Source organism: Komagataeibacter ossonobensis, from assembly GCF_057359305.1.
Window position 1 is genome coordinate 1 of the sequence record NZ_JBXAYQ010000013.1, and the last position, 17,731, is coordinate 17,731.

Genomic DNA, 17,731 nt, shown 5'->3' on the forward strand with positions numbered 1-17,731 from the left:
GCGATGATTTATCTCACCGCCGCAATCATCAATTCGCGTTAATTCCCAACAGGCCCCAAAAGGCGGCGTTCCTTGAAGCTTTTTGAAATGAGCTTCACCAAAAACTTCTTTATGATGAGCCATGACCTTCAGGACCGGGTGCCTGTATGATTGCGGGGCGGAGTGGTAAAATGCACCTTGCGTGCCCATTTTCACTGCCCGAGGTCTCCTCCATGCCTACACCCCATATTGCCGTCATTGGCAGCACCAATATCGATTTTGTCGTGCATGTCGCCCGTTTTGCGCGACCGGGTGAAACGCTGCATGTCCATTCCTCCACTACCGGGCTGGGCGGCAAGGGGGCCAATCAGGCGATCGCGGTGGCGAAGCTGGAGCAGGACGTGGCGCTGGCGGGCTGGACGGGCAAGGACATGCTGGCGGATATGGCGCGCACCACGCTGGAACAGGCAGGTGTCGATACACGCTGGCTTATGGAAGACCCGGCGGCGGACACCGGCCGGGCCTTCATCACCATCGACCACGCAGGCGAAAACCAGATCCTTGTCGATGGCGGGGCGAACATGCGCCACGGGGCAGAGGCCACGTCCCTTCTCGCCCCTGTTCTGGATCACGCAACATTGGTGATGATGCAGATGGAAATGCCCCCTGCACTGGTGCTGGCAATTGCCCGACTGGCCCGCGCACGCGCCATTCCGGTCATGCTGGACCCCGCACCGGTTCCCGTGGATGGCCTGCCGGAAGATCTGTACGCGCTGACGGATATCCTGACCCCCAATGAACGCGAGACCCGTGACCTGACGGGTATCGAACCCACTGATGAAGCAACTGCCCTGCAGGCGGCCCGCATCCTGCACGCACGCGGCACACGCACGGCCATCATCAAGCTGGGGCATCGCGGCGTGGCGTATTCCGCACCGGATGGGCAGGGGTTCGTCCCACCCTTCCGTGTCCGGGCGGTTGATACGGTGGCGGCAGGGGACTGTTTCAATGCAGGACTGGCCTGCGCGCTGGCGCGCGGGGCGGCAATTGGGGAAGCCGTGCGCTTTGCCGCTGCCTGCGGCGCATTGGCCACCACCCGCCCCGGTGCTGCACAGGCCGCACCGGACATGGGGGAAGTCGCAGCCCTGCTGGACCAGCACCCCCCGGCCGACCTTGTCTAATGGACTGTAAACGCTATAGTCCGGATTACAAGTCAGCGGTCCCGTGCAAACGGGTGAAAAAGGGAATGTCGTAAACCCCGGCGGGATGCCACATCCGGGGGTAAAGTCGGCAGCTGTACCCGCAACTGTAAACGGAGAGTGCTTCATCTGGCGCCGTCACACGGCACCCACTGGCCCCGGCCGGGAAGGGAGATGGAATGCAGTGACCCGTAAGCCAGGAGACCTGCCGTTGTCCTTAACAATATCGCCGGGCGGGCTGACCGGAGATGGACACGAGACATGTACAAGACCAGCTGACATCCCGTCCCCCCACGCCAGCAGCAACCCGTTACAACGGGCCGCTTTTTCCGGACCCTCATGGCCGGACCCATCCTGACGGGATGTTTTTCATGAAAATCCTTTTCACCCCTGCAGCACGCCATGGCTGCACGCGTACCCTTCTCCTCTCCTGCAGCCTGATCGGCATCACAGGCATCAGCATCCATGCGCAGGCCCAGACACAGATCGCGCAGGATCGCGCCCGCCTGGGCAATTCCACCCCGTTGATCCAGCAGATCGACCCGGCCACGGTGCGGGATTCCGAACGCGCGCAGGCCGATACGGAAGAACAGGCCGCGGTCGCCGCGGGCGGCGAGGACAGGCTGGACACCAGCGGCAACCTGCTGGGCAACATGTGGGGCGCGCGGCCGTGGCTGTACAGACACGGCATCACCTTCGACATCCAGGAAGTCGATGAGGTCTGGGGCAACGGCACCGGCGGCACGCCCAGCACCAATGGCGACGGTCAGGGTTCGGGCACAGGCCCCGCCTATGACGGCGTCACCATGCCGACGCTGACCATCGATACCGAAAAGCTGTTCGGGCTGAAGGGCGGGCTGTTCAATGTCAGCGCGCTGCAGACGCGCGGGCGCTCGATCTCGCAGGATCACCTGAACAACTTCAACCCCATCAGCGGGTTCGAGGCCGACCGCTCCACCCGCCTGTTCGAACTGTGGTACCAGCAGTCCTTCCTCAAGGGAAAGCTGGACGTGAAGATCGGGCAACAGGACCTGGATACCGAATTCCTGGTCAGTGATTACGCATCGCTTTACCTGAACGCCAATTTCGGCTGGCCCATGGCCCCTTCGGTCAATTTGTATGGTGGCGGGCCGTCATGGCCGCTGTCCTCGCCCGCCATCCGCATCCGCTACCGCCCCAGCGAGAAATTCACCTTCATGTTCGCAGCCGCCGACGACAACCCGCCGGGCAACCGCTACAACTCCCTGCCCATCCAGCAGGCCACCGGATCGAACAGCGGCTTCAGTTCCGATCCCACCAGCCAGACCTATGACGGCGCCAACGGCACGAATTTCAACATGGGCACCGGCGCGCTGCTGATCACCGAACTGCAATACGCGCTCAACCCCCAGCCTGCCGACATGTCCAACGTGACCAGGAACCCCGGCCTGCCGGGGGTGTACAAGCTGGGTGGCTATTACGATACCGCGAAGTTCGCCGACTACCGCTACAACCAGCGTGGCGGTTCACTGGGGGCGGCCACGCTGAATGCCAGTGCCACACAGGCCGACCTGACCCCGCGATGGGACCGGGGCAACTGGATGGTCTATGGCATCATCGACCAGATGATCTGGCGGCCCTCGCTGACATCACCGCGCTCGCTGGGTGTATTCGTGCGCGCCACGGGTAATGGGGGCGACCGCAACATGATCAGCTTCGCCATCGACGCGGGCCTGAACCTGAAGGCCCCGTTCAGGGGGCGTGACAACGACACGATCGGCCTGGGCTGGGGCATTGGCCGCGCCAGTTCGGGGCAGCGCCAGTTTGACCGCGACAGCCATTCGCTGGTGCAGGGCAATGAAAACCACCTTGAACTGACCTATCAGGCGCAGGTCACGCCGTGGCTGGTGATGCAGCCCGATTTCCAGTACGTCTGGCACCCCGCGGGCGGCGGCGCCGACCCGTCCTTCCCCTACCGCCGCACCGGCGATGAGGCGATCTTCGGCCTGCACAGCAATATTACATTCTGATGGGCGGGCATATTCCGGCCGATGCGGATACGCCATGCCACGGGCCGGGCACGACGCCCGTCCTGCTGGTAGTGGTACTGCTGCTATTCGCATGCGCGGCCCATAATCCGCGCGTTCCCGCTACGGGAAGGACAAGAGGAGACAAAAGCACAGGGCGGAATTGAAAATTTACATTGTTGTGAGGAACGGGCCCCTTCTATACGCCTGAATACATAGGCACATGGCCGGATCCCGTGCCGCATTGCAAAAGGAAAAAACCGTTGCGCCGTCTTGTTGCTTTATGTCTTCCGCTTGGTATGGCCGCCTGCGCGCAGCACGCCCCCCGTCCCATGGTAAATTACTGCCAGCAGCCTGCTGTTGAATCCGCAGTGGTCGCCATTGCCAACCAGGGCGCGCCCAATGCATCCTCGGCCGTCGGTTTCGAAGGCGGGACGATCAAGAGCGCGATCTATAACGACCATATACAGGTCATGGCCTGCCACGGCAGTCTGGTGCGCAAGGATGGCACGCGGCAGGATGGCATCGCCGTTGCCCGCCTGCCGCACATGCGCACGGGATGGAAGGAAATCTGGGGCACCAGTGCGGCCAGCCACCAGTGGATATCGGATGCGGACATAGAAAAAAACAAGCAGAACCGGTACGCGGACTATTACGAACACACGCCACAGGCATGCAAACCCTATGCGCATGACCTGTTCTACGGCACGCAGAAATCGGACAAGGACACCGAACACCTGCGCGAGACACTGTATGACTGCCTGGCGGACCATGACGTCAAGCCACTGCGTCCCGTATCAGGCGTGGACCATACCTACAGCCCGTTCGGCATGAACTTCTACATCCCGTATTATACCAACCTGAACGCGGACGATAACGGTCCCTTCCTGTACTGATCGCAAAGCGGAACCCAGCCTGCATGGCCATCCTGCCGATTGTCCGCTTTCCCCATCCCTGTCTGGAACAGGTGGCGGAAGCTGTTGATGCGACTGCACCCGCAACCGCGCAACTGGCGCGCGACCTGCTGGAGACCATGCATGCGGCCCCGGGAATCGGGATCACCGCGTGTCATGTGGGCATTGCGCAACGGCTGGTGGTGATTGACCTGCCGGATGGGGATGGGCCGCATGTCTATGCCAATCCCGAAATCATCTGGCAGTCGGCGGAAACATCCACACAGGAAGAAGGTAGCGTGTCCATGCCCGGCATCCACGCGCCCGTCACCCGTCCCGCACGGGTAAAGGTGCGCCATACCCGCGCTGACGGTCAGGATGTGGAAGAGGACGCCGATGGCCTGCTGGCCACCTGCCTGCAACATGAAATCGACCAGATCAACGGCATTTTCTGGCTGAAACGCCTGTCACGCCTGCGGCGCGAACGGGCGTTGAAGCGTTATGCCAAGCTGGGACGCGACAGCAGATAACTTAAAAAATCATAGAAAGTTTTTGGTGAAGCTTTTTGCAAAAGCTTCAAAAGAACGCCGCCTTTTTGAAAAAAGGCAGCACCCAAAAACTTTTATTGTTTTTTATCAATTGGTTGTTTTCAAACAGTCTCTTATCAATGGCGGCCCGTCAGGCCACCTTGCCATCATCCAACATATAACCACTGGAACGCACGGTGCGGATCAGGTCCGCCCCACCCGTGGCGTTCAGCGCAAGGCGCAGCCTGCGGATGTGGACATCCACCGTACGTTCTTCCACATGGATACGGTCATCCCACGCGGCAGCCAGTATTTCGGCGCGCGAAAACACCCGGCGCGGATTGCGCAGCAGGTGCAGCAGGATACGGTATTCCGTCGGCCCAAGGGCAAGCGGTGTCCCCGCACGGCTGACCCTGCGCCCGGCATGATCCAGCGTTATGTCGGCAAAGGTCAGCACGTCCTCGGCCTGTGCCGCCGCAGGGGCGGCCGCCCGCCCCGCGCTACGCCGCATGACGGCGCGTACGCGCGCATGTAGCACATCCATTCCGCACGGCTTGACCAGATAATCATCCGCCCCGGTATCCAGCGCGTGGACGGAATCCTGTTCCTCGCCGCGCGCGGTCAGCATGATGATCGGCAGGTACCGCGTGGCTGTTGCCATGCGCAGCCTGCGGCACAGGTCAACCCCGGACAGGCCCGGCATCATCCAGTCCAGCAGGACAAGGTCGGGCTTCCACTCGCTCACCTCACGCAGGGCGTCCAGACCGTTATCCACCGGCATGACAAGGTGGCCTGCCGCCTCAAGGTTGTAAGACAGCATGACCGACAGGGCAGGGTCATCTTCTGCGACAAGGATGCGCAGCGGGCGATCTTCAAGCAAGGACGTTAACCCCCCTGTCCTGAAAACCCGCCACGGGGACGGACAACCGGCAGGATCTCACCCGTCGCGGTGTAATAGACGCGTTCGGCGATATTGGTGGCATGGTCGCCAATCCGTTCAAGGTTCTTGGCGATGAACAGCAGGTGCGTGCACGGCCCGATATTGCGCGGATCTTCCATCATGTAGGTAACCAGTTCGCGGAACATGGCGTTATACAGTTCGTCCACCGCCGTGTCGGACTGCCAGACTTCACGGGCCAGATCAGCGTTGCGCTGGCTCATGGCGTCGATCGCGCGGCGCAGGTTGTCCTGCACCAGCCGCCCCATGCCACGCAGGCCGCTGAGCGAGATGCGCGCCGTCACCAGTTCCGTACGCAGCGACCGGCGCGCGATGGAAGCGGCGCAGTCACCAATGCGTTCCATATCACCCGTGATCTTGAGTGCGGAGACCACTTCACGCAGGTCGCCCGCCACGGGGGAACGCAGGGCAAGGATGCGGATGACCATCGCCTCCACATCGCGTTCCAGCTTATCGACCTGCGGATCGAGATCGGCTGCGACACCGGCGGCGTTTTCATCACGGTCGGCAATGGCGGCGACAGCCTGCGATGTCTGCTGTTCAACCAGTCCGCCCATCCGCGCCATCATGGAACGAAGCTGTTCCAGTTCCTGTTCATAACTGCTGACGATATGTGCCGATTCCTGTCCCACCCGCGAGAACCTTCCTGCCTGCCCGCACAATTATACGGGATATGCCCGATAACAGGGCGTATGATACGTCACACGGATATAATATATCCGTCCCGAATTTGTTCAAGACGATGTCATACCCCATGGGGATGGCCCAAAATAATGAAATAAAAAGATTTCTTCAGGAACGTTCCATGCCCCGTGCCCCTCGCCCCCCAATCCTGCCTGATCCGGCCCCCGTTTCCTGCCGGCGGATGCTGACCGTAGCACTGGGCACGATGCTGGGCATGGGGCCGGGCATGGCGTCGGGGAATGACAACACGCCTGCCACAACACCCGCCACGACACGGACCACCACGCCCGCGCATCTTCCCGCAGTACCCACGGAAACCATGACCGTGACCAGCCAGCACGTGGTGGGCACCCAGCCCGGCGGCGGCCTGATCCGGGTGGAAGACGCGCCGAAATCCGTCAGCACCATCGGCACCGATTTCATGCGCAAGCAGGCGCCCAGTGCGACGGCGTTCGACATGGTCAGCCTGCTGCCTGGGGCCAATGTCTCCTCCTCCGACGCGCTGGGGTTTTCGCCCCAGACCAACATCACGGTGCGGGGACTGAGTGGGGATTCGCTTGGTTACATCCTGGAGGGCATGCCGCTTAATGATATCGCCTATTACAACGGCTATCCGGGGCAGTTCGCGGATACGGAAAATTACCAGAGTGTCTCCCTGCAGCAGGGATCGGCCGACCTTGATGCCCCCGTCCTGAACGCGGCGGGGGGACTGATGGACATGTCCTTTCGCGATCCCGCCATGAAGGCCGGGGGCTATGCGGATGTCTCGTACGGGTCATACAACACCAACCGGCAGTTTTTGCGGCTGGAAACCGGGCAGATCGGGCATACCGGCCTGCGCGGCTTCGTGTCCTATTCCCATGGCTATACCGATAACTGGCGCGGGCCGGGCCATGATGAACGCCAGCACATCGATTTCAAATTCCTGCGCGAATGGGGGGCGGGCAACCGGGTCTCCCTGATCGGGACATGGAATACGATGGTCGCCAGCTACTACCCGCCGGTGGACAAGGCGGACTGGCAGGCACAGGGACCACATGGGGCGGCCAACAACCTTGCCGCCACCTACAACCCCAATGATGCGGCGGGCGGCACGGATTACTGGGCACTGTACCGGCAGCCCGAGCGCATTGCCTATCTCGCGGCCCCGGCGCGCTTCACACTGGCGGACAATTTGCACCTGAAGGTCACGCCGTATGCACAGTGGAGCTACGGCAACGACCCCAGCGGTACGACCATGGGTGACAGCGGTCTGTGCAGCGGCACGGGTAGCTGCGATGAAAACGCCGTGGTCCGCGCGAACTGGACCCAGACCAGCTACCGTTCCGGCTTCAACGCGACACTGGACTGGCAGCTTGGCAACCATGACCTGGTGTTCGGGTACTGGTACGACTATTCCGATGACAGCGAGCACCAGCCCTTCACGTCCGTCAATGCGCAGGGTACGGCCGCCGACATATGGGTGGACCGCATAAGCCGCACCCTGCTGCAGCCCGATGGGCAACAGGTGGATGCGGGCAGTTACCACATGATTTCCCAGACCAACGCACTCTATATTGGTGACCGGATGCATTTCCTGAACCACCGCCTGATGGTGGATGTCGGGTTCAAGGAAGTCATGCTGGACCGCCATGGCACCACCACGTCGGATAACGTGCAGACGGCGGCAGGCAGCAATTCCGCCACCCCGCTGCCACGCATCGCGATCCGTTACCGCATAAGCCCGCGGCACATGGTTTTTTTCAACACCACGACCAATTTCCGCACGCCCGATGAAACCGCGCTGTTTGGCGGGGTGACCGCCAGTGGGATCGCCACACAGCTGAAGAACGAATATTCCGTGTCGGAGGAACTGGGCTACCGCTACAATGGCGACCTAATCATCGGCAGCCTGACGCTGTTCAACTATGACTTCACCAACCGTGAAATCCAGACCCAGATCGGGCAGGTGGAATCCACCATCAATGGCGGTGGCCAGACCTCACGCGGGGTGGATGTGGAAATCGGCATGAGGCCATGGCACCATTTCGCGCCCTATCTGTCGGGGGAATACCTGCACGCCACCATTGACAGTGACATCCCCTCCAGCAGCGGCATGCTGGCGACGCGGGGCAAGACGGCAGTGGAAAGCCCGAGACTGCAGGCCTCCGCCGGGCTGAGTTATGATGACGGGCACATATTCGGCATGGCCTCCGTCCATTACACGGGACGGCAGTACTCAACATTCATGAATGATGAACGCATGCCCGACCATACCACCGGCAACCTGGCCATCGGGTACCGCATGGATGACCATGCTTTCCTGTCCCATCCAGAATTCCGGATGAATTTCAATAATATCACCAACCAGCATTACCTGTCCGGTGTCGCCACCCCCACCCTGACCAGAGCCGACGGCCCGCAATATTACGTGGGCGGCGGGCTTGCGGTGCTGTTTACCGCCTCCACCGGGTTCTGACGGACGAAATACCGCAGCACGACCCCACCGGCCAACAGGTACAGCACGGCAGGCACCAGCAGGAAGCCGGCATGAATCCCCGCCTGTGCATGGACAGACTGCACGCCCACGCCACTGACCAGACCCGATACCGCCAGCACACCCGCCAGCAGGCTGCCACCCACATCAAATGCCATTTTTGATGCGGTGGAATTCAGCGCCCATGCCAGCCCCACCGTATGCAGGCCCGAAAATCCGTCGCCGCCATCCATGCAATGCGCCAGCAGGGTAAAACAGACCGGGTTGCAGATCCCGACACACAGGCCGAACAGCGCCAGCGACACGCCAGTCACCTCCACCCGCGCGGGCAGCGCGTACGCCACCAGCAGCACGCCCCCCGCCGCCAGCGTGCCACCGCGCATGACCGGGGCCGCGCCCCATCGCGCCGCCAGCGGAAGCGACATGCAACAGCCCACCAGCACCATCAGGCTGATGGTGCCCAGCAGCCAGCCGGCCATATGGTCACTGTCATGCAGGACATAGCGCACGTCATAGACCAGCGCACCGAACAGGAAGGTACTGCCCAGCATGGTCAGCAGCATCGCCCCTGTCAGCCGCCGCCAGCCCCGGTTGGCCAGCAGCCCGGCAATGCGTGCGCGCACCGTCATGTCACCACTGTCGGTCGCGACCCGTTCATGGCAGAACCGCGACGGCAGCCACAGCAATCCGCCCACCGCACACGCCACCACGACCATGAACAGGGCGAACCCCGCCTGCCGGTCGCCATGACCCAGCCAGTCCACCATGGGCAATGTCGCAATACTGACCAGCAGGCTGCCCAGCGTCGCCCCCACCATCCGGCTGGTGGCAAGACGCAGGCGCATGTCATGATCGGACGAAATCAGGCTGGTCATGGCGCCATAGGCGGTATTGACCACGCCATACGCCACACACAGCGCCATGTACCCGATGGTGGCGCATGTGCCGCGCACGACCATCGGCCACCCATGCGGCAGGGGCATGAAGGCCAGCGCCACCAGCACCATGAACGGCACGATCCCGCCACGCAGCAGGGGCAGTGCCTGCCGCCCCGCCGGCCTGCGGTCAATCCAGATCCCCACCGCCGGGTCGGTCACCAAGCTGGCCGCGCGCGCGGCCATGAGCATGAACCCCACCATCTGCACCGGCAGCAGGCAGATTTCGGTATAGAAATACGCAAGGTAGCTGAGCATCAGCCCCCAGATGATGTTGAACCCCATGTCACCCGCGCCAAATGCCATGACCTCCGCCAGTCCGATACGGGATGCGGGTGGCATGGGCGGGCGGGCGGGCATCATCCCGGCAGGATCGTGCCGCGCACGCCAAAACATTCTTCGGGTCCCGGAAACACACGCATCCGTACATCATGCGCATATCGTGCGGCGACGTCATCAATCACGCCGCCCACATTGGAATACCGATTGACATACCGGCGGACAAAGCGTGGCGCGAATGCGTCAAACGCCCCCGGCACCTGCCCGTCACAGGCGGACGATGCGCCAGTACCCATGACGGGGATGGGCAGACCCGTTGTGATCTCGCGTGAGACAGGTTCCACCGTCCCCTCCAGCACGATGGCGAATGCATCGGCAATGGCACGGACATCCTCGCGGCCCTGCGTGCACAAGCCACCTGCCGTGTTGACGGCCTGCGGCATCAGCCCCACATGCCCGCATACCGGAGTGCCACGTAGGCACAGGAAGCGCGCGGTATCGGCCATTTCCGCCCCGCCTTCCAGCTTGACCACGTCACAGCGGGTTTCCGCCATGATGCGCGCGGCATTGCCGAAAGCCTGCGCGGGCGACTGCTGGTACGACCTGAACGATACGTCCCCCTTGCCCACATCCCCAATGGTCCGCCGCCGGGGCTGTTCCCCATGGCCCATGCTTGCTATTCCCCTGACCTGACCATCTGTTACGATGGCATCAGGCATATTGCAGCATATCCGTGTTGGCAAATCAGCCGCCAGACAGCAACGGGAACCGCGTAAATGGGATTGGGCCGGACCGATATATGGCAGACGGGACTTCTCCACCGGTCCATGCCCGACATACTGCGCGCGGGCACGCTGGCGGATATGCCGGTCACATGGCTGCCCGATCCCGGCCCCTTCCGTTTCATTGCCGACCCTTTCGGCATCTGGCACGAGGACAGGCTGTATCTTTTTGCCGAAGCCTATGATTACCGCGTGAAGGTCGGGCGCATCGATGTCTTCATCCTTGACCGCACCCTGAACGTCACGGCCCACGCCCCCGTACTGGTGGAGCCATGGCACCTGTCCTATCCCGTCATCCTGCGCGATCGGGACGGTTCGTTCCTGATGATGCCGGAATCAGGCAAAAGCGGCATGCAGCGGCTGTACCGCGCGACCGATTTCCCCTATTGCTGGAAAGAGGTGGAAGGCTGCGCCTTTCCCGGCCCGATGATCGATGCCTCCCCCCTGTTCCATGACGGCAGGTGGTGGTTGTTCTATACCCCGTGGCATGAACTGGAACGCCCGCGTGTCGATACCCTGCATGTTGCATGGGCCGACAGCCTGACCGGGCCATGGCACCCCCATCCCGGCAACCCGGTGCGGCGCGACATACACAGCGCGCGGCCCGGCGGAACACCCGTGGCGATGGGTGACGGAACGATCATCCTGCCCACGCAGGACTGTGCCCATACCTATGGCGGCGCGATCACCCCGCTGGTCATCACCACCCTGACCACCCGCAATTTTGCGGCACACCCGCTCCCCCCCCTGTCGGCGCCAGCCGCGTGGCAACCTGCGACCGACGGGCTGCATACCCTGTCGGCTGCCGGTCCCGTGACGCTGGTGGATGCCAAGCACACCAGTCGCTCGGTCATCAGGCGGGCGGGCGTGGACATTCACCGCATGGCGCGTGAACTTACCCGCCGTACGCTGCGTTACTGATCAAACTGAAAGAAACATATTCATGACAGGGTAGGGAAACCTGTCTTGGATTTAATGTGATATTAATTACCATTATCACATAACATGCTTATGATATACATCAATATGGCATGCAACGAACAGGCAGATAACACCCAGTCCCGATAACCGGGCCAGTGCCATAGCCCATGTGACCCGCCCCCATCCCATCGTGGCGCATGGATCCGTATCATGTCGGCACCCCCGGCATGATCGGCCCTTTAACCGACACCGATCCTTCCAGCCCCAGATACTTCAAGGACCGCCCGATGCGTGAACCACGTACCGCCCCGGCTGCCTGGCATCTGCAGCATTCCCGCCCCGAAAGCCTGGTCAGCTATTTTGACCCATGGCAGCCGGTGGCGCGGCAGCTGGACATGCTTGCCAACCGCTTCAGGACCGTCAAGGCCCTGTGCGATGCACAGGTGGACAGCCTGGCCACCGAACATGCCGCACTCGCGGAACTGCGCGATGCGCTTGCATTCCACCTGATGCGGGCATGCGTATGGTGGCAGGTCGATTTTTCACCGCATGCGGTGACCGGCCTGCAGGCTACCAGCTTCATGAAACACGTCCGCCGTCATACCGACCGGTTCGTGGATGATGATACGCTGCTCGATGTCATGACATGGCAGCATTACATGCACCGTGCCGATAGCGGTCACATCATGGTAACCGGCACCGACCCGCTGTGCCGGGGCAACACCACCATCGTGTATGGCATTGATGGCCACCGGGGTTTCCGCTTTGCCATGCAGCGTGCGGGGCAGAAGCTGGAATGGAACGACATTACCCATGCGGATTTTGTCGCATCCTGCCTGAACGCCCGCGCCCTGCACTGCCTGATCGAGACGGAATGCACCGCCATTGGTGAATGGGATCTGGCGCGGGAGGAACACATACAGGCCGGGCGCTACCATACCCAGCATTTCCGTACGGCCACGCAGGCCAACCCGGTGGAACGCTATGCCACGGCGCTGGACCAGCTCAGTCGCTGTCATTCCCGCTTTGGCCGTTTCGAGTTCGAGAACATCGTCAACCACATGGCGTTTTCGGTAATGCAGGTGGCCCATGAACGCGGGACCAGCATTGCCGACATGCTGCGCCACGGGACCGACCGGGCCGTCAGTCCCCGAATCGTCGGCAGCCTGAAAAAACGCGCCCGTGGCCATGTCACCACCGGCACCGATCCGCTGCGCCATGCCGAGCTGGAAGCCATGCTGGATCAGGTTGAAACCGGGTTCGCCCTGTCGGGCGGCAACTGATGCGGCGGGGGGAGGGAGAAAACATCGCCCTCCCCCCACGACATCCGCCCCTGCAATACCTATATTCAGACAGGAGTAGCAGGAGACCCTATATATGGCGCTAGCCAGAAGCAGACGACCGGCAGCACGCCGCAGGACCGTACAGCCCCGCTCATCACGTGTGCGGGGCGAGACACGTCGCCTGCTGGAAATGCTGTGCGTGCTGCATGGTTCGATCCATCGCGGGTCGCGTGACGCGGGCGCGCTGGTGCGCTGCGTGGTGCAGGCCCAGCCCGACCTTGACCTGCAGGACAAGGAACTGCCCGCCGCCCCCCGCCATGATGGGGAAAATCCGCCCACCGCCACGGAATGGAAGCGCCTTGGCCACGCGCTGGAAGAAGCACGCGCACAGCATGCGGGCGACCGGGGATACGTGGATGCCTGGCTGGAGGAACTGAGCCAGGCGACGGGTCTGGGCCGGGTCGCAAGCGAGGTGCTTGGCCTGGCCATGTGCTACCGCCTGAATGGTCATTTCGAACAGTTGTGGGATGACCTGTGTGAAAACCGTTCACGCGGGCCATTCCTGTGCGAGGACATCCCCCTGCTTCACCTGCTGCTGGGCCAGGAGGAAGACGCGATCGCCACCGCCCTTGCCCCTGATGGGCAACTGCGCATGAGTGGTCTCATGACCGTTGATGAGGACGGGGACATTACCCTGCTGCCCCGGCTCATGGCGCTGATGAACCGCCGGGCCAGCGTGGTGGGGGATATCCGCTCCCTGCTGCTGGGCCAGCCCCGGGATGCGACCCTGCCGTGGGATGCCTTCGCCCATCTGGGCCAGCAGGCGGAAATCGCGGCAAAGCTGCTGAAGGCCGCGGTCAAACAGCATGCAACCGGCATCAATATCCTGCTGTATGGCCCGCCGGGCACGGGCAAGACCGAATTTGCCGCGACCCTTGCCCGGCATATCGGTGCGACCCTGTACCCCGTGGGCGAGGCCGATAGCGCGGGCGATGAACCATCCCGCCACGAACGGCTGGCCGACCTGCGGTGCAGCACGCGGCTGCTGCGCAACACGGAATCCATCCTGCTGTTTGACGAGGCGGAGGACTTGTTCACCGCCAGCCTGTTCGACCCGCCACAATCCTACAGCCGCGTGTTCTTTCACCGGTTGCTGGAACAGGGTGGCACGCCGGTCATCTGGACGGCCAACGATCTTGATACCCTTGGCCCCGCGATTGCGCGGCGCATGGCGCTGTGCATCGAGGTGCGCCAGCCCGGCATCGGCGTGCGCACACGCCTGTGGCAGGACATGGCGCGTGAGGAAAAGGTCGCCCTTGCGCCCACGGATGCCGCCGACCTGGCCCGTGCCATTCCGGCGGCACCGGCCATTTTCCGCAATGCGCTGCGCTCCACCCATCTGGCAGGGGGCGATTCCGCCATGGCCAGCATGATCGCGACCGGCATTGCCCGGGCTGCTGCGGGCGGGCAGATGCCCATGCCGTCACAACCCGATGTGACGGATTACGATTCAACCCTGATCAATGCGGACTGTGACCTGCAGGCCCTGACCACGCGGCTGGCGCGTCCCGGCGCGCCGCGTGCGGTCTCGCTGCTGCTGTCGGGACCGCCGGGTTCGGGCAAGAGTGCGTATGCCCGCCATCTGGCGGAACGGATGGACATGCCGGTGTTGCAGAAACGCGCCTCCGACCTGCTGGACAAGTATGTGGGCCAGAGCGAGCAGCAGATCGCCGCCGCCTTTGCCGAAGCCTGCGACAGCGGGGCCTTCCTGATCATTGACGAAGCCGACAGCCTGCTGGGCGATCGCCGTTCGGCGGAGCGGTCATGGGAAATCAGCCAGGTCAACGAAATGCTGACATGGATGGAACATCATCCGCTGCCATTTGCCTGCACCACCAACCTTGTGGAAAAGCTGGACCCGGCCAGCATGCGGCGCTTCCTGTTCCGCGCGCGCTTTGGCTACCTGACGCCAGACCAGGCGGCACATGCCTTCCGCCGCTTCTTCGGGAAGGATGCACCCGCGGGGCTGCGTCACATCCATACGCTGGTTCCATCCGATTTCGCACTAGTGCTGCGTCGTGCGCGCCTGCTGGATGAAGACCCGACACCCGATGAACTGCTTGGGCGCCTTCAGGCGGAAACGGCGGGGCGGGACGGCAACCGGCGCATCGGGTTCATGTCCTGACATGCGGCGCGCCATGCCGTCTTTTCCAGAAAGGCGGCGTTTCGCGAAGTGTTCGGGAAGTAACCCGCGCGCCTACAGCGACGGTCCCCACATGCCAACAACGAATATGATCGCACCCAGCGCCAGCATGGCGATGTGAAACATGACCTGTCCCGGCATGGAATCGGGGCTTATGTGCAGGCCATGAAAAAACTGGACCACCACCAGCGTCAGGCCAACGACACACAGGCCGATGCGTACGGGGCTGACCGTGGTGGGCCATATCTGGTTTCTGCGGTTCATTGTTGCGTGCCTCCGGGCTTTGGCGCCAGCATGCCATAAAACGCGGCAGCGCAGAAGCAGCACCTGTCCCGCAACAGGATTTGCCAGCCCCTGTACCCATGCTATGCGCATGGTAGGGCCGTGGATTGCGGTCAACAGGTAAACTGACAGGAAACAGATGCGTCTTGACCGTTGTGCCATGCCGGGTGGCCTTGCCATCTGTACCATGATGACCCTGATGGCGACGGTATCCGTTCAGGCCAGCGCACATCCCCACCACCATGGTACAGCCGCCGTGCATCACCATGCGGCCCAGACGGCCGATACCGTCCCTGCGGGTCCACCCCTGCCGGACGGGCAGATTTTCCTGCCACCCCCGCCCGGCCCGGACACGGCGCAGCGCGCGGCGGATGCCAGCATTTATGCCGCGACCCGCGTGCTGGAGGGCACGCCGCGATGGAAACTGGCACAGGCGGATAATCGTGATACGCCCGCCCACATGGTTTCGGCCTTTTCCTGTGCTGCCGGTTTCACCCTGCCGCCGGATCACCTGCCTGAACTTGTAGGCTTGGTAACACGGATCGAACATCGCCTGACACCTGCGGTCAATGCCCAGAAAATGCTGTGGAACCGTCCCCGTCCCTTTACCGAAGCGGAACTGTCGACCTGCATCCCGCTGCGAGCCAGCCTGCGGCAGGATCCATCCTATCCTTCGCTCCATGCCACGCTGGGCTGGGTTACGGGACTGATCCTGTCTGACATCCTGCCTGACCGGACGGCATGGATCATGCAGCGTGCTCGGGTTTTCGGGGAAAGCCGGGTCGTTTGTGGCGTACAGTGGCAGAGCGACGTGACGGCCGCATGGCTGAATGGCGGCGTGCTGTATTCCGCCATGGAACAGGATGAGGGCTTCCGTCAGGAGATGGACGCGGCCCGGGCGGAGGTCGTGGCCCTGCACCCGACCATGTCCGCGCCGCCTGCGGAAGAATGTGCGGTTGAGGCGGACGCCGCGGCCCATCCGCCCCAGTAAGGGGCTGTTTGAAACGTCAGATCCAAAAAAACAGCCTGCAAGCATAAGGACGTTTCTGGCGACGCTTTTTTCAGGAAGCTTTGAAGAACCCCGCCTTTTCGAAAAAAGGCGGCACCCGAAAACCTTCATCATTTAAGGACCAGGTGGAAAAACCTGTTCGGGGTCGTCTTTACCGACGTTCGGAATCCGCGCCGCTGCCATCATCCGTAATCCCGGCACGTGACGGGGAATCGGCATCCGGCTCCACCGTGCGGCTCATGCGGGCGACAGCGGCGTCATCGCCAAATCCGCGCCCTGACACGCGGCGACGGGGGGCGGGATTTTCCATCAGCACATTTTCCAGCGCCTCGGGGTCAGTGCGCTCGGCTTCATCAAACAGTTCATCGGCACGGGCCTGATCGCCTGCACGCTCGGCCTTCAGCCCAGCTTCCGCCAGCCTGCGCGCGGTACCATGCTTGCCTTCGCCTGCATTGTCGGGACGGTCATCATCGTTCATGAAACGGGACATCGGCTTGTCTCTCCTTGCGATACATGGGTGCGTGACACCGCGACATACGGACAAACACATAGGACAGGGGACGGTTCGCCACCATATCCGTCATGACACGCTTCATGGCAGATGGGGTGCCCGGCCCGTGCCCGCAACCGGGCCAGACCTGCACCCCACCGGGGGCATCCATGCCTAAAAACCGCCACGGCATGAAGGATATATCCATGTAATATCATGGTGACCATCCATCCCCACCATCCGGGGGCGGAAACATGAAATGGAGTATCCCATGTCCGATCTGATCGTTATCGGTTTTGACAGCCAGGACGAAGCCACGGCTGCCCTGACCGAATGCAAGAAGCTGGAAAAGGAATACCTGCTGGACCTGGAGGACGCGGTTGTCGTCATCCGCACCGCTGATGGCAAGCTGCACCTGCAGCAGAGCGTCAACCTGGAAAAGGTCGGTGCCTCGTACGGTCTGTTCTCGGGCGGCTTCTGGGGCGCGCTGGTTGGCCTGCTGTGCCTGAACCCGCTGGCGGGTTTTGTCGCGGGCAGCATCGTTGGTGCCGGTGCGGGCGCGATCGCAGGCAAGATGTCCGACTACGGCATTGATGACAATTTCATCAAGTCACTGGGCGCCACCATCCCGGCCAACACGTCCGCGCTGTTCATTCTGGTGCGCAAGTCCCAGCCCGACAAGGTTCTGGCCGACCTGCGTGAGTTCAAGGGCCATGCCCGCGTGCTGCAGACATCGCTTTCCCCGGAAAACGAAAACAAGCTGCGCGCAGCCCTGGGCCAGATGGCAGCCCCTGCCCCGGCGGCCTGAATGCCTGTCCCGCATGC

17 protein-coding genes and 1 riboswitch are annotated in these 17,731 nt (G+C 62.4%); of the genes, 10 read left to right on the forward strand and 7 right to left on the reverse strand.

All coding sequences use genetic code 11. The annotated features are described in order from the left end of the window. The coding region (locus AC1RQ9_RS09280) for a hypothetical protein (RefSeq protein WP_485986607.1) at positions 1-195 on the reverse strand (195 nt) is incomplete at its 3' end. A gap of 17 nt (positions 196-212) precedes the next feature. Between AC1RQ9_RS09280 and AC1RQ9_RS09285 the strand changes: the two genes are divergently transcribed. From AC1RQ9_RS09285 to AC1RQ9_RS09300, 4 genes are all read left to right on the forward strand, one after another. Beyond that, positions 213-1,160: a ribokinase gene (locus AC1RQ9_RS09285; protein ID WP_485986609.1), complete on the forward strand. Its 948-nt coding sequence runs from the start codon at positions 213-215 to the stop codon at positions 1,158-1,160. A 19-nt stretch (positions 1,161-1,179) separates the two neighbouring features. After that, a riboswitch (cobalamin riboswitch) is annotated at positions 1,180-1,405 on the forward strand. Between the two features lie 144 nt (positions 1,406-1,549). Then, a complete protein-coding gene (locus AC1RQ9_RS09290; RefSeq protein ID WP_485986610.1) occupies positions 1,550-3,187 on the forward strand; it encodes a carbohydrate porin in 1,638 nt (545 codons plus the stop codon). A gap of 260 nt (positions 3,188-3,447) precedes the next feature. After that, a complete protein-coding gene (locus AC1RQ9_RS09295; protein ID WP_485986612.1) occupies positions 3,448-4,080 on the forward strand; it encodes a hypothetical protein in 633 nt (210 codons plus the stop codon). Positions 4,081-4,103: 23 nt separating this feature from the next. Further along, positions 4,104-4,607, forward strand: a complete 504-nt coding sequence (locus tag AC1RQ9_RS09300; RefSeq protein ID WP_485986613.1) for a peptide deformylase — start codon at positions 4,104-4,106, stop codon at positions 4,605-4,607. 148 nt (positions 4,608-4,755) lie between these two features. Here AC1RQ9_RS09300 and AC1RQ9_RS09305 read toward each other — a convergent pair whose 3' ends face one another. Both AC1RQ9_RS09305 and phoU read right to left on the reverse strand, forming a co-directional pair. Continuing rightward, entirely contained in the window at positions 4,756-5,484 is a 729-nt protein-coding gene (locus AC1RQ9_RS09305) for a response regulator (protein ID WP_193732953.1), read from the reverse strand. A gap of 5 nt (positions 5,485-5,489) precedes the next feature. Further along, the gene (gene phoU / locus AC1RQ9_RS09310) at positions 5,490-6,194 is read right to left on the reverse strand and encodes a phosphate signaling complex protein PhoU (RefSeq protein WP_193732954.1); all 705 of its coding nucleotides are present in this window, start codon (positions 6,192-6,194) and stop codon (positions 5,490-5,492) included. A gap of 173 nt (positions 6,195-6,367) precedes the next feature. Between phoU and AC1RQ9_RS09315 the strand changes: the two genes are divergently transcribed. Then, positions 6,368-8,704 carry a TonB-dependent receptor gene (locus tag AC1RQ9_RS09315; RefSeq protein WP_485986614.1) on the forward strand — a complete coding sequence of 779 codons (2,337 nt, stop codon included), beginning with the start codon at positions 6,368-6,370 and terminating at the stop codon, positions 8,702-8,704. Here AC1RQ9_RS09315 and AC1RQ9_RS09320 read toward each other — a convergent pair. Both AC1RQ9_RS09320 and AC1RQ9_RS09325 read right to left on the reverse strand, forming a co-directional pair. Beyond that, entirely contained in the window at positions 8,653-10,053 is a 1,401-nt protein-coding gene (locus AC1RQ9_RS09320; RefSeq protein ID WP_485986616.1) for an MFS transporter, read from the reverse strand. The genes AC1RQ9_RS09315 and AC1RQ9_RS09320 overlap by 52 nt on opposite strands. Then, complete coding sequence (locus AC1RQ9_RS09325) at positions 10,017-10,655, reverse strand: 3-methyl-2-oxobutanoate hydroxymethyltransferase (RefSeq protein ID WP_485986618.1); 639 nt, start codon at positions 10,653-10,655, stop codon at positions 10,017-10,019. The genes AC1RQ9_RS09320 and AC1RQ9_RS09325 overlap by 37 nt, the downstream gene beginning before the upstream one ends. Positions 10,656-10,712: 57 nt before the next feature. Between AC1RQ9_RS09325 and AC1RQ9_RS09330 the strand changes: the two genes are divergently transcribed. The 3 genes from AC1RQ9_RS09330 (at position 10,713) to AC1RQ9_RS09340 (ending at position 15,107) form a co-directional block, all read left to right on the forward strand. Continuing rightward, positions 10,713-11,639, forward strand: a complete 927-nt coding sequence (locus AC1RQ9_RS09330) for a glucosamine inositolphosphorylceramide transferase family protein (protein ID WP_485986620.1) — start codon at positions 10,713-10,715, stop codon at positions 11,637-11,639. A gap of 287 nt (positions 11,640-11,926) precedes the next feature. Next, on the forward strand, positions 11,927-12,922 hold the full coding sequence (locus AC1RQ9_RS09335) for a hypothetical protein (RefSeq protein ID WP_485986622.1): 996 nt from the start codon (positions 11,927-11,929) through the stop codon (positions 12,920-12,922). Between the two features lie 160 nt (positions 12,923-13,082). Continuing rightward, positions 13,083-15,107 carry an AAA family ATPase gene (locus tag AC1RQ9_RS09340; RefSeq protein ID WP_485986680.1) on the forward strand — a complete coding sequence of 675 codons (2,025 nt, stop codon included), beginning with the start codon at positions 13,083-13,085 and terminating at the stop codon, positions 15,105-15,107. Between the two features lie 72 nt (positions 15,108-15,179). Here AC1RQ9_RS09340 and AC1RQ9_RS09345 read toward each other — a convergent pair whose 3' ends face one another. Next, positions 15,180-15,389 carry a hypothetical protein gene (locus AC1RQ9_RS09345; RefSeq protein ID WP_010510628.1) on the reverse strand — a complete coding sequence of 70 codons (210 nt, stop codon included), beginning with the start codon at positions 15,387-15,389 and terminating at the stop codon, positions 15,180-15,182. A gap of 157 nt (positions 15,390-15,546) precedes the next feature. Between AC1RQ9_RS09345 and AC1RQ9_RS09350 the strand changes: the two genes are divergently transcribed. Then, entirely contained in the window at positions 15,547-16,398 is an 852-nt protein-coding gene (locus tag AC1RQ9_RS09350) for an acid phosphatase (RefSeq protein WP_485986623.1), read from the forward strand. Positions 16,399-16,567: 169 nt separating this feature from the next. Here AC1RQ9_RS09350 and AC1RQ9_RS09355 read toward each other — a convergent pair whose 3' ends face one another. Next, positions 16,568-16,906, reverse strand: a complete 339-nt coding sequence (locus AC1RQ9_RS09355; protein WP_010510624.1) for a hypothetical protein — start codon at positions 16,904-16,906, stop codon at positions 16,568-16,570. Between the two features lie 271 nt (positions 16,907-17,177). Between AC1RQ9_RS09355 and AC1RQ9_RS09360 the strand changes: the two genes are divergently transcribed. Then, positions 17,178-17,714: a DUF1269 domain-containing protein gene (locus tag AC1RQ9_RS09360; protein WP_193732964.1), complete on the forward strand. Its 537-nt coding sequence runs from the start codon at positions 17,178-17,180 to the stop codon at positions 17,712-17,714. Positions 17,715-17,731: the final 17 nt, after the last annotated feature.

Bases quoted from the DNA above. Each gene is read 5' to 3' on its own strand.
- AC1RQ9_RS09355 (WP_010510624.1), bottom strand. From the start codon at position 16,906: ATGTCCCGTTTCATGAACGATGATGACCGTCCCGACAATGCAGGCGAA.
- AC1RQ9_RS09290 (WP_485986610.1), top strand. From the start codon at position 1,550: ATGAAAATCCTTTTCACCCCTGCAGCACGCCATGGCTGCACGCGTACC.
- AC1RQ9_RS09315 (WP_485986614.1), top strand. From the start codon at position 6,368: ATGCCCCGTGCCCCTCGCCCCCCAATCCTGCCTGATCCGGCCCCCGTT.
- AC1RQ9_RS09285 (WP_485986609.1), top strand. From the start codon at position 213: ATGCCTACACCCCATATTGCCGTCATTGGCAGCACCAATATCGATTTT.
- AC1RQ9_RS09300 (WP_485986613.1), top strand. From the start codon at position 4,104: ATGGCCATCCTGCCGATTGTCCGCTTTCCCCATCCCTGTCTGGAACAG.
- AC1RQ9_RS09325 (WP_485986618.1), bottom strand. From the start codon at position 10,655: ATGCCTGATGCCATCGTAACAGATGGTCAGGTCAGGGGAATAGCAAGC.
- AC1RQ9_RS09360 (WP_193732964.1), top strand. From the start codon at position 17,178: ATGTCCGATCTGATCGTTATCGGTTTTGACAGCCAGGACGAAGCCACG.
- AC1RQ9_RS09335 (WP_485986622.1), top strand. From the start codon at position 11,927: ATGCGTGAACCACGTACCGCCCCGGCTGCCTGGCATCTGCAGCATTCC.
- AC1RQ9_RS09330 (WP_485986620.1), top strand. From the start codon at position 10,713: ATGGGATTGGGCCGGACCGATATATGGCAGACGGGACTTCTCCACCGG.
- AC1RQ9_RS09350 (WP_485986623.1), top strand. From the start codon at position 15,547: ATGCGTCTTGACCGTTGTGCCATGCCGGGTGGCCTTGCCATCTGTACC.
- AC1RQ9_RS09345 (WP_010510628.1), bottom strand. From the start codon at position 15,389: ATGAACCGCAGAAACCAGATATGGCCCACCACGGTCAGCCCCGTACGC.
- AC1RQ9_RS09320 (WP_485986616.1), bottom strand. From the start codon at position 10,053: ATGTTTTGGCGTGCGCGGCACGATCCTGCCGGGATGATGCCCGCCCGC.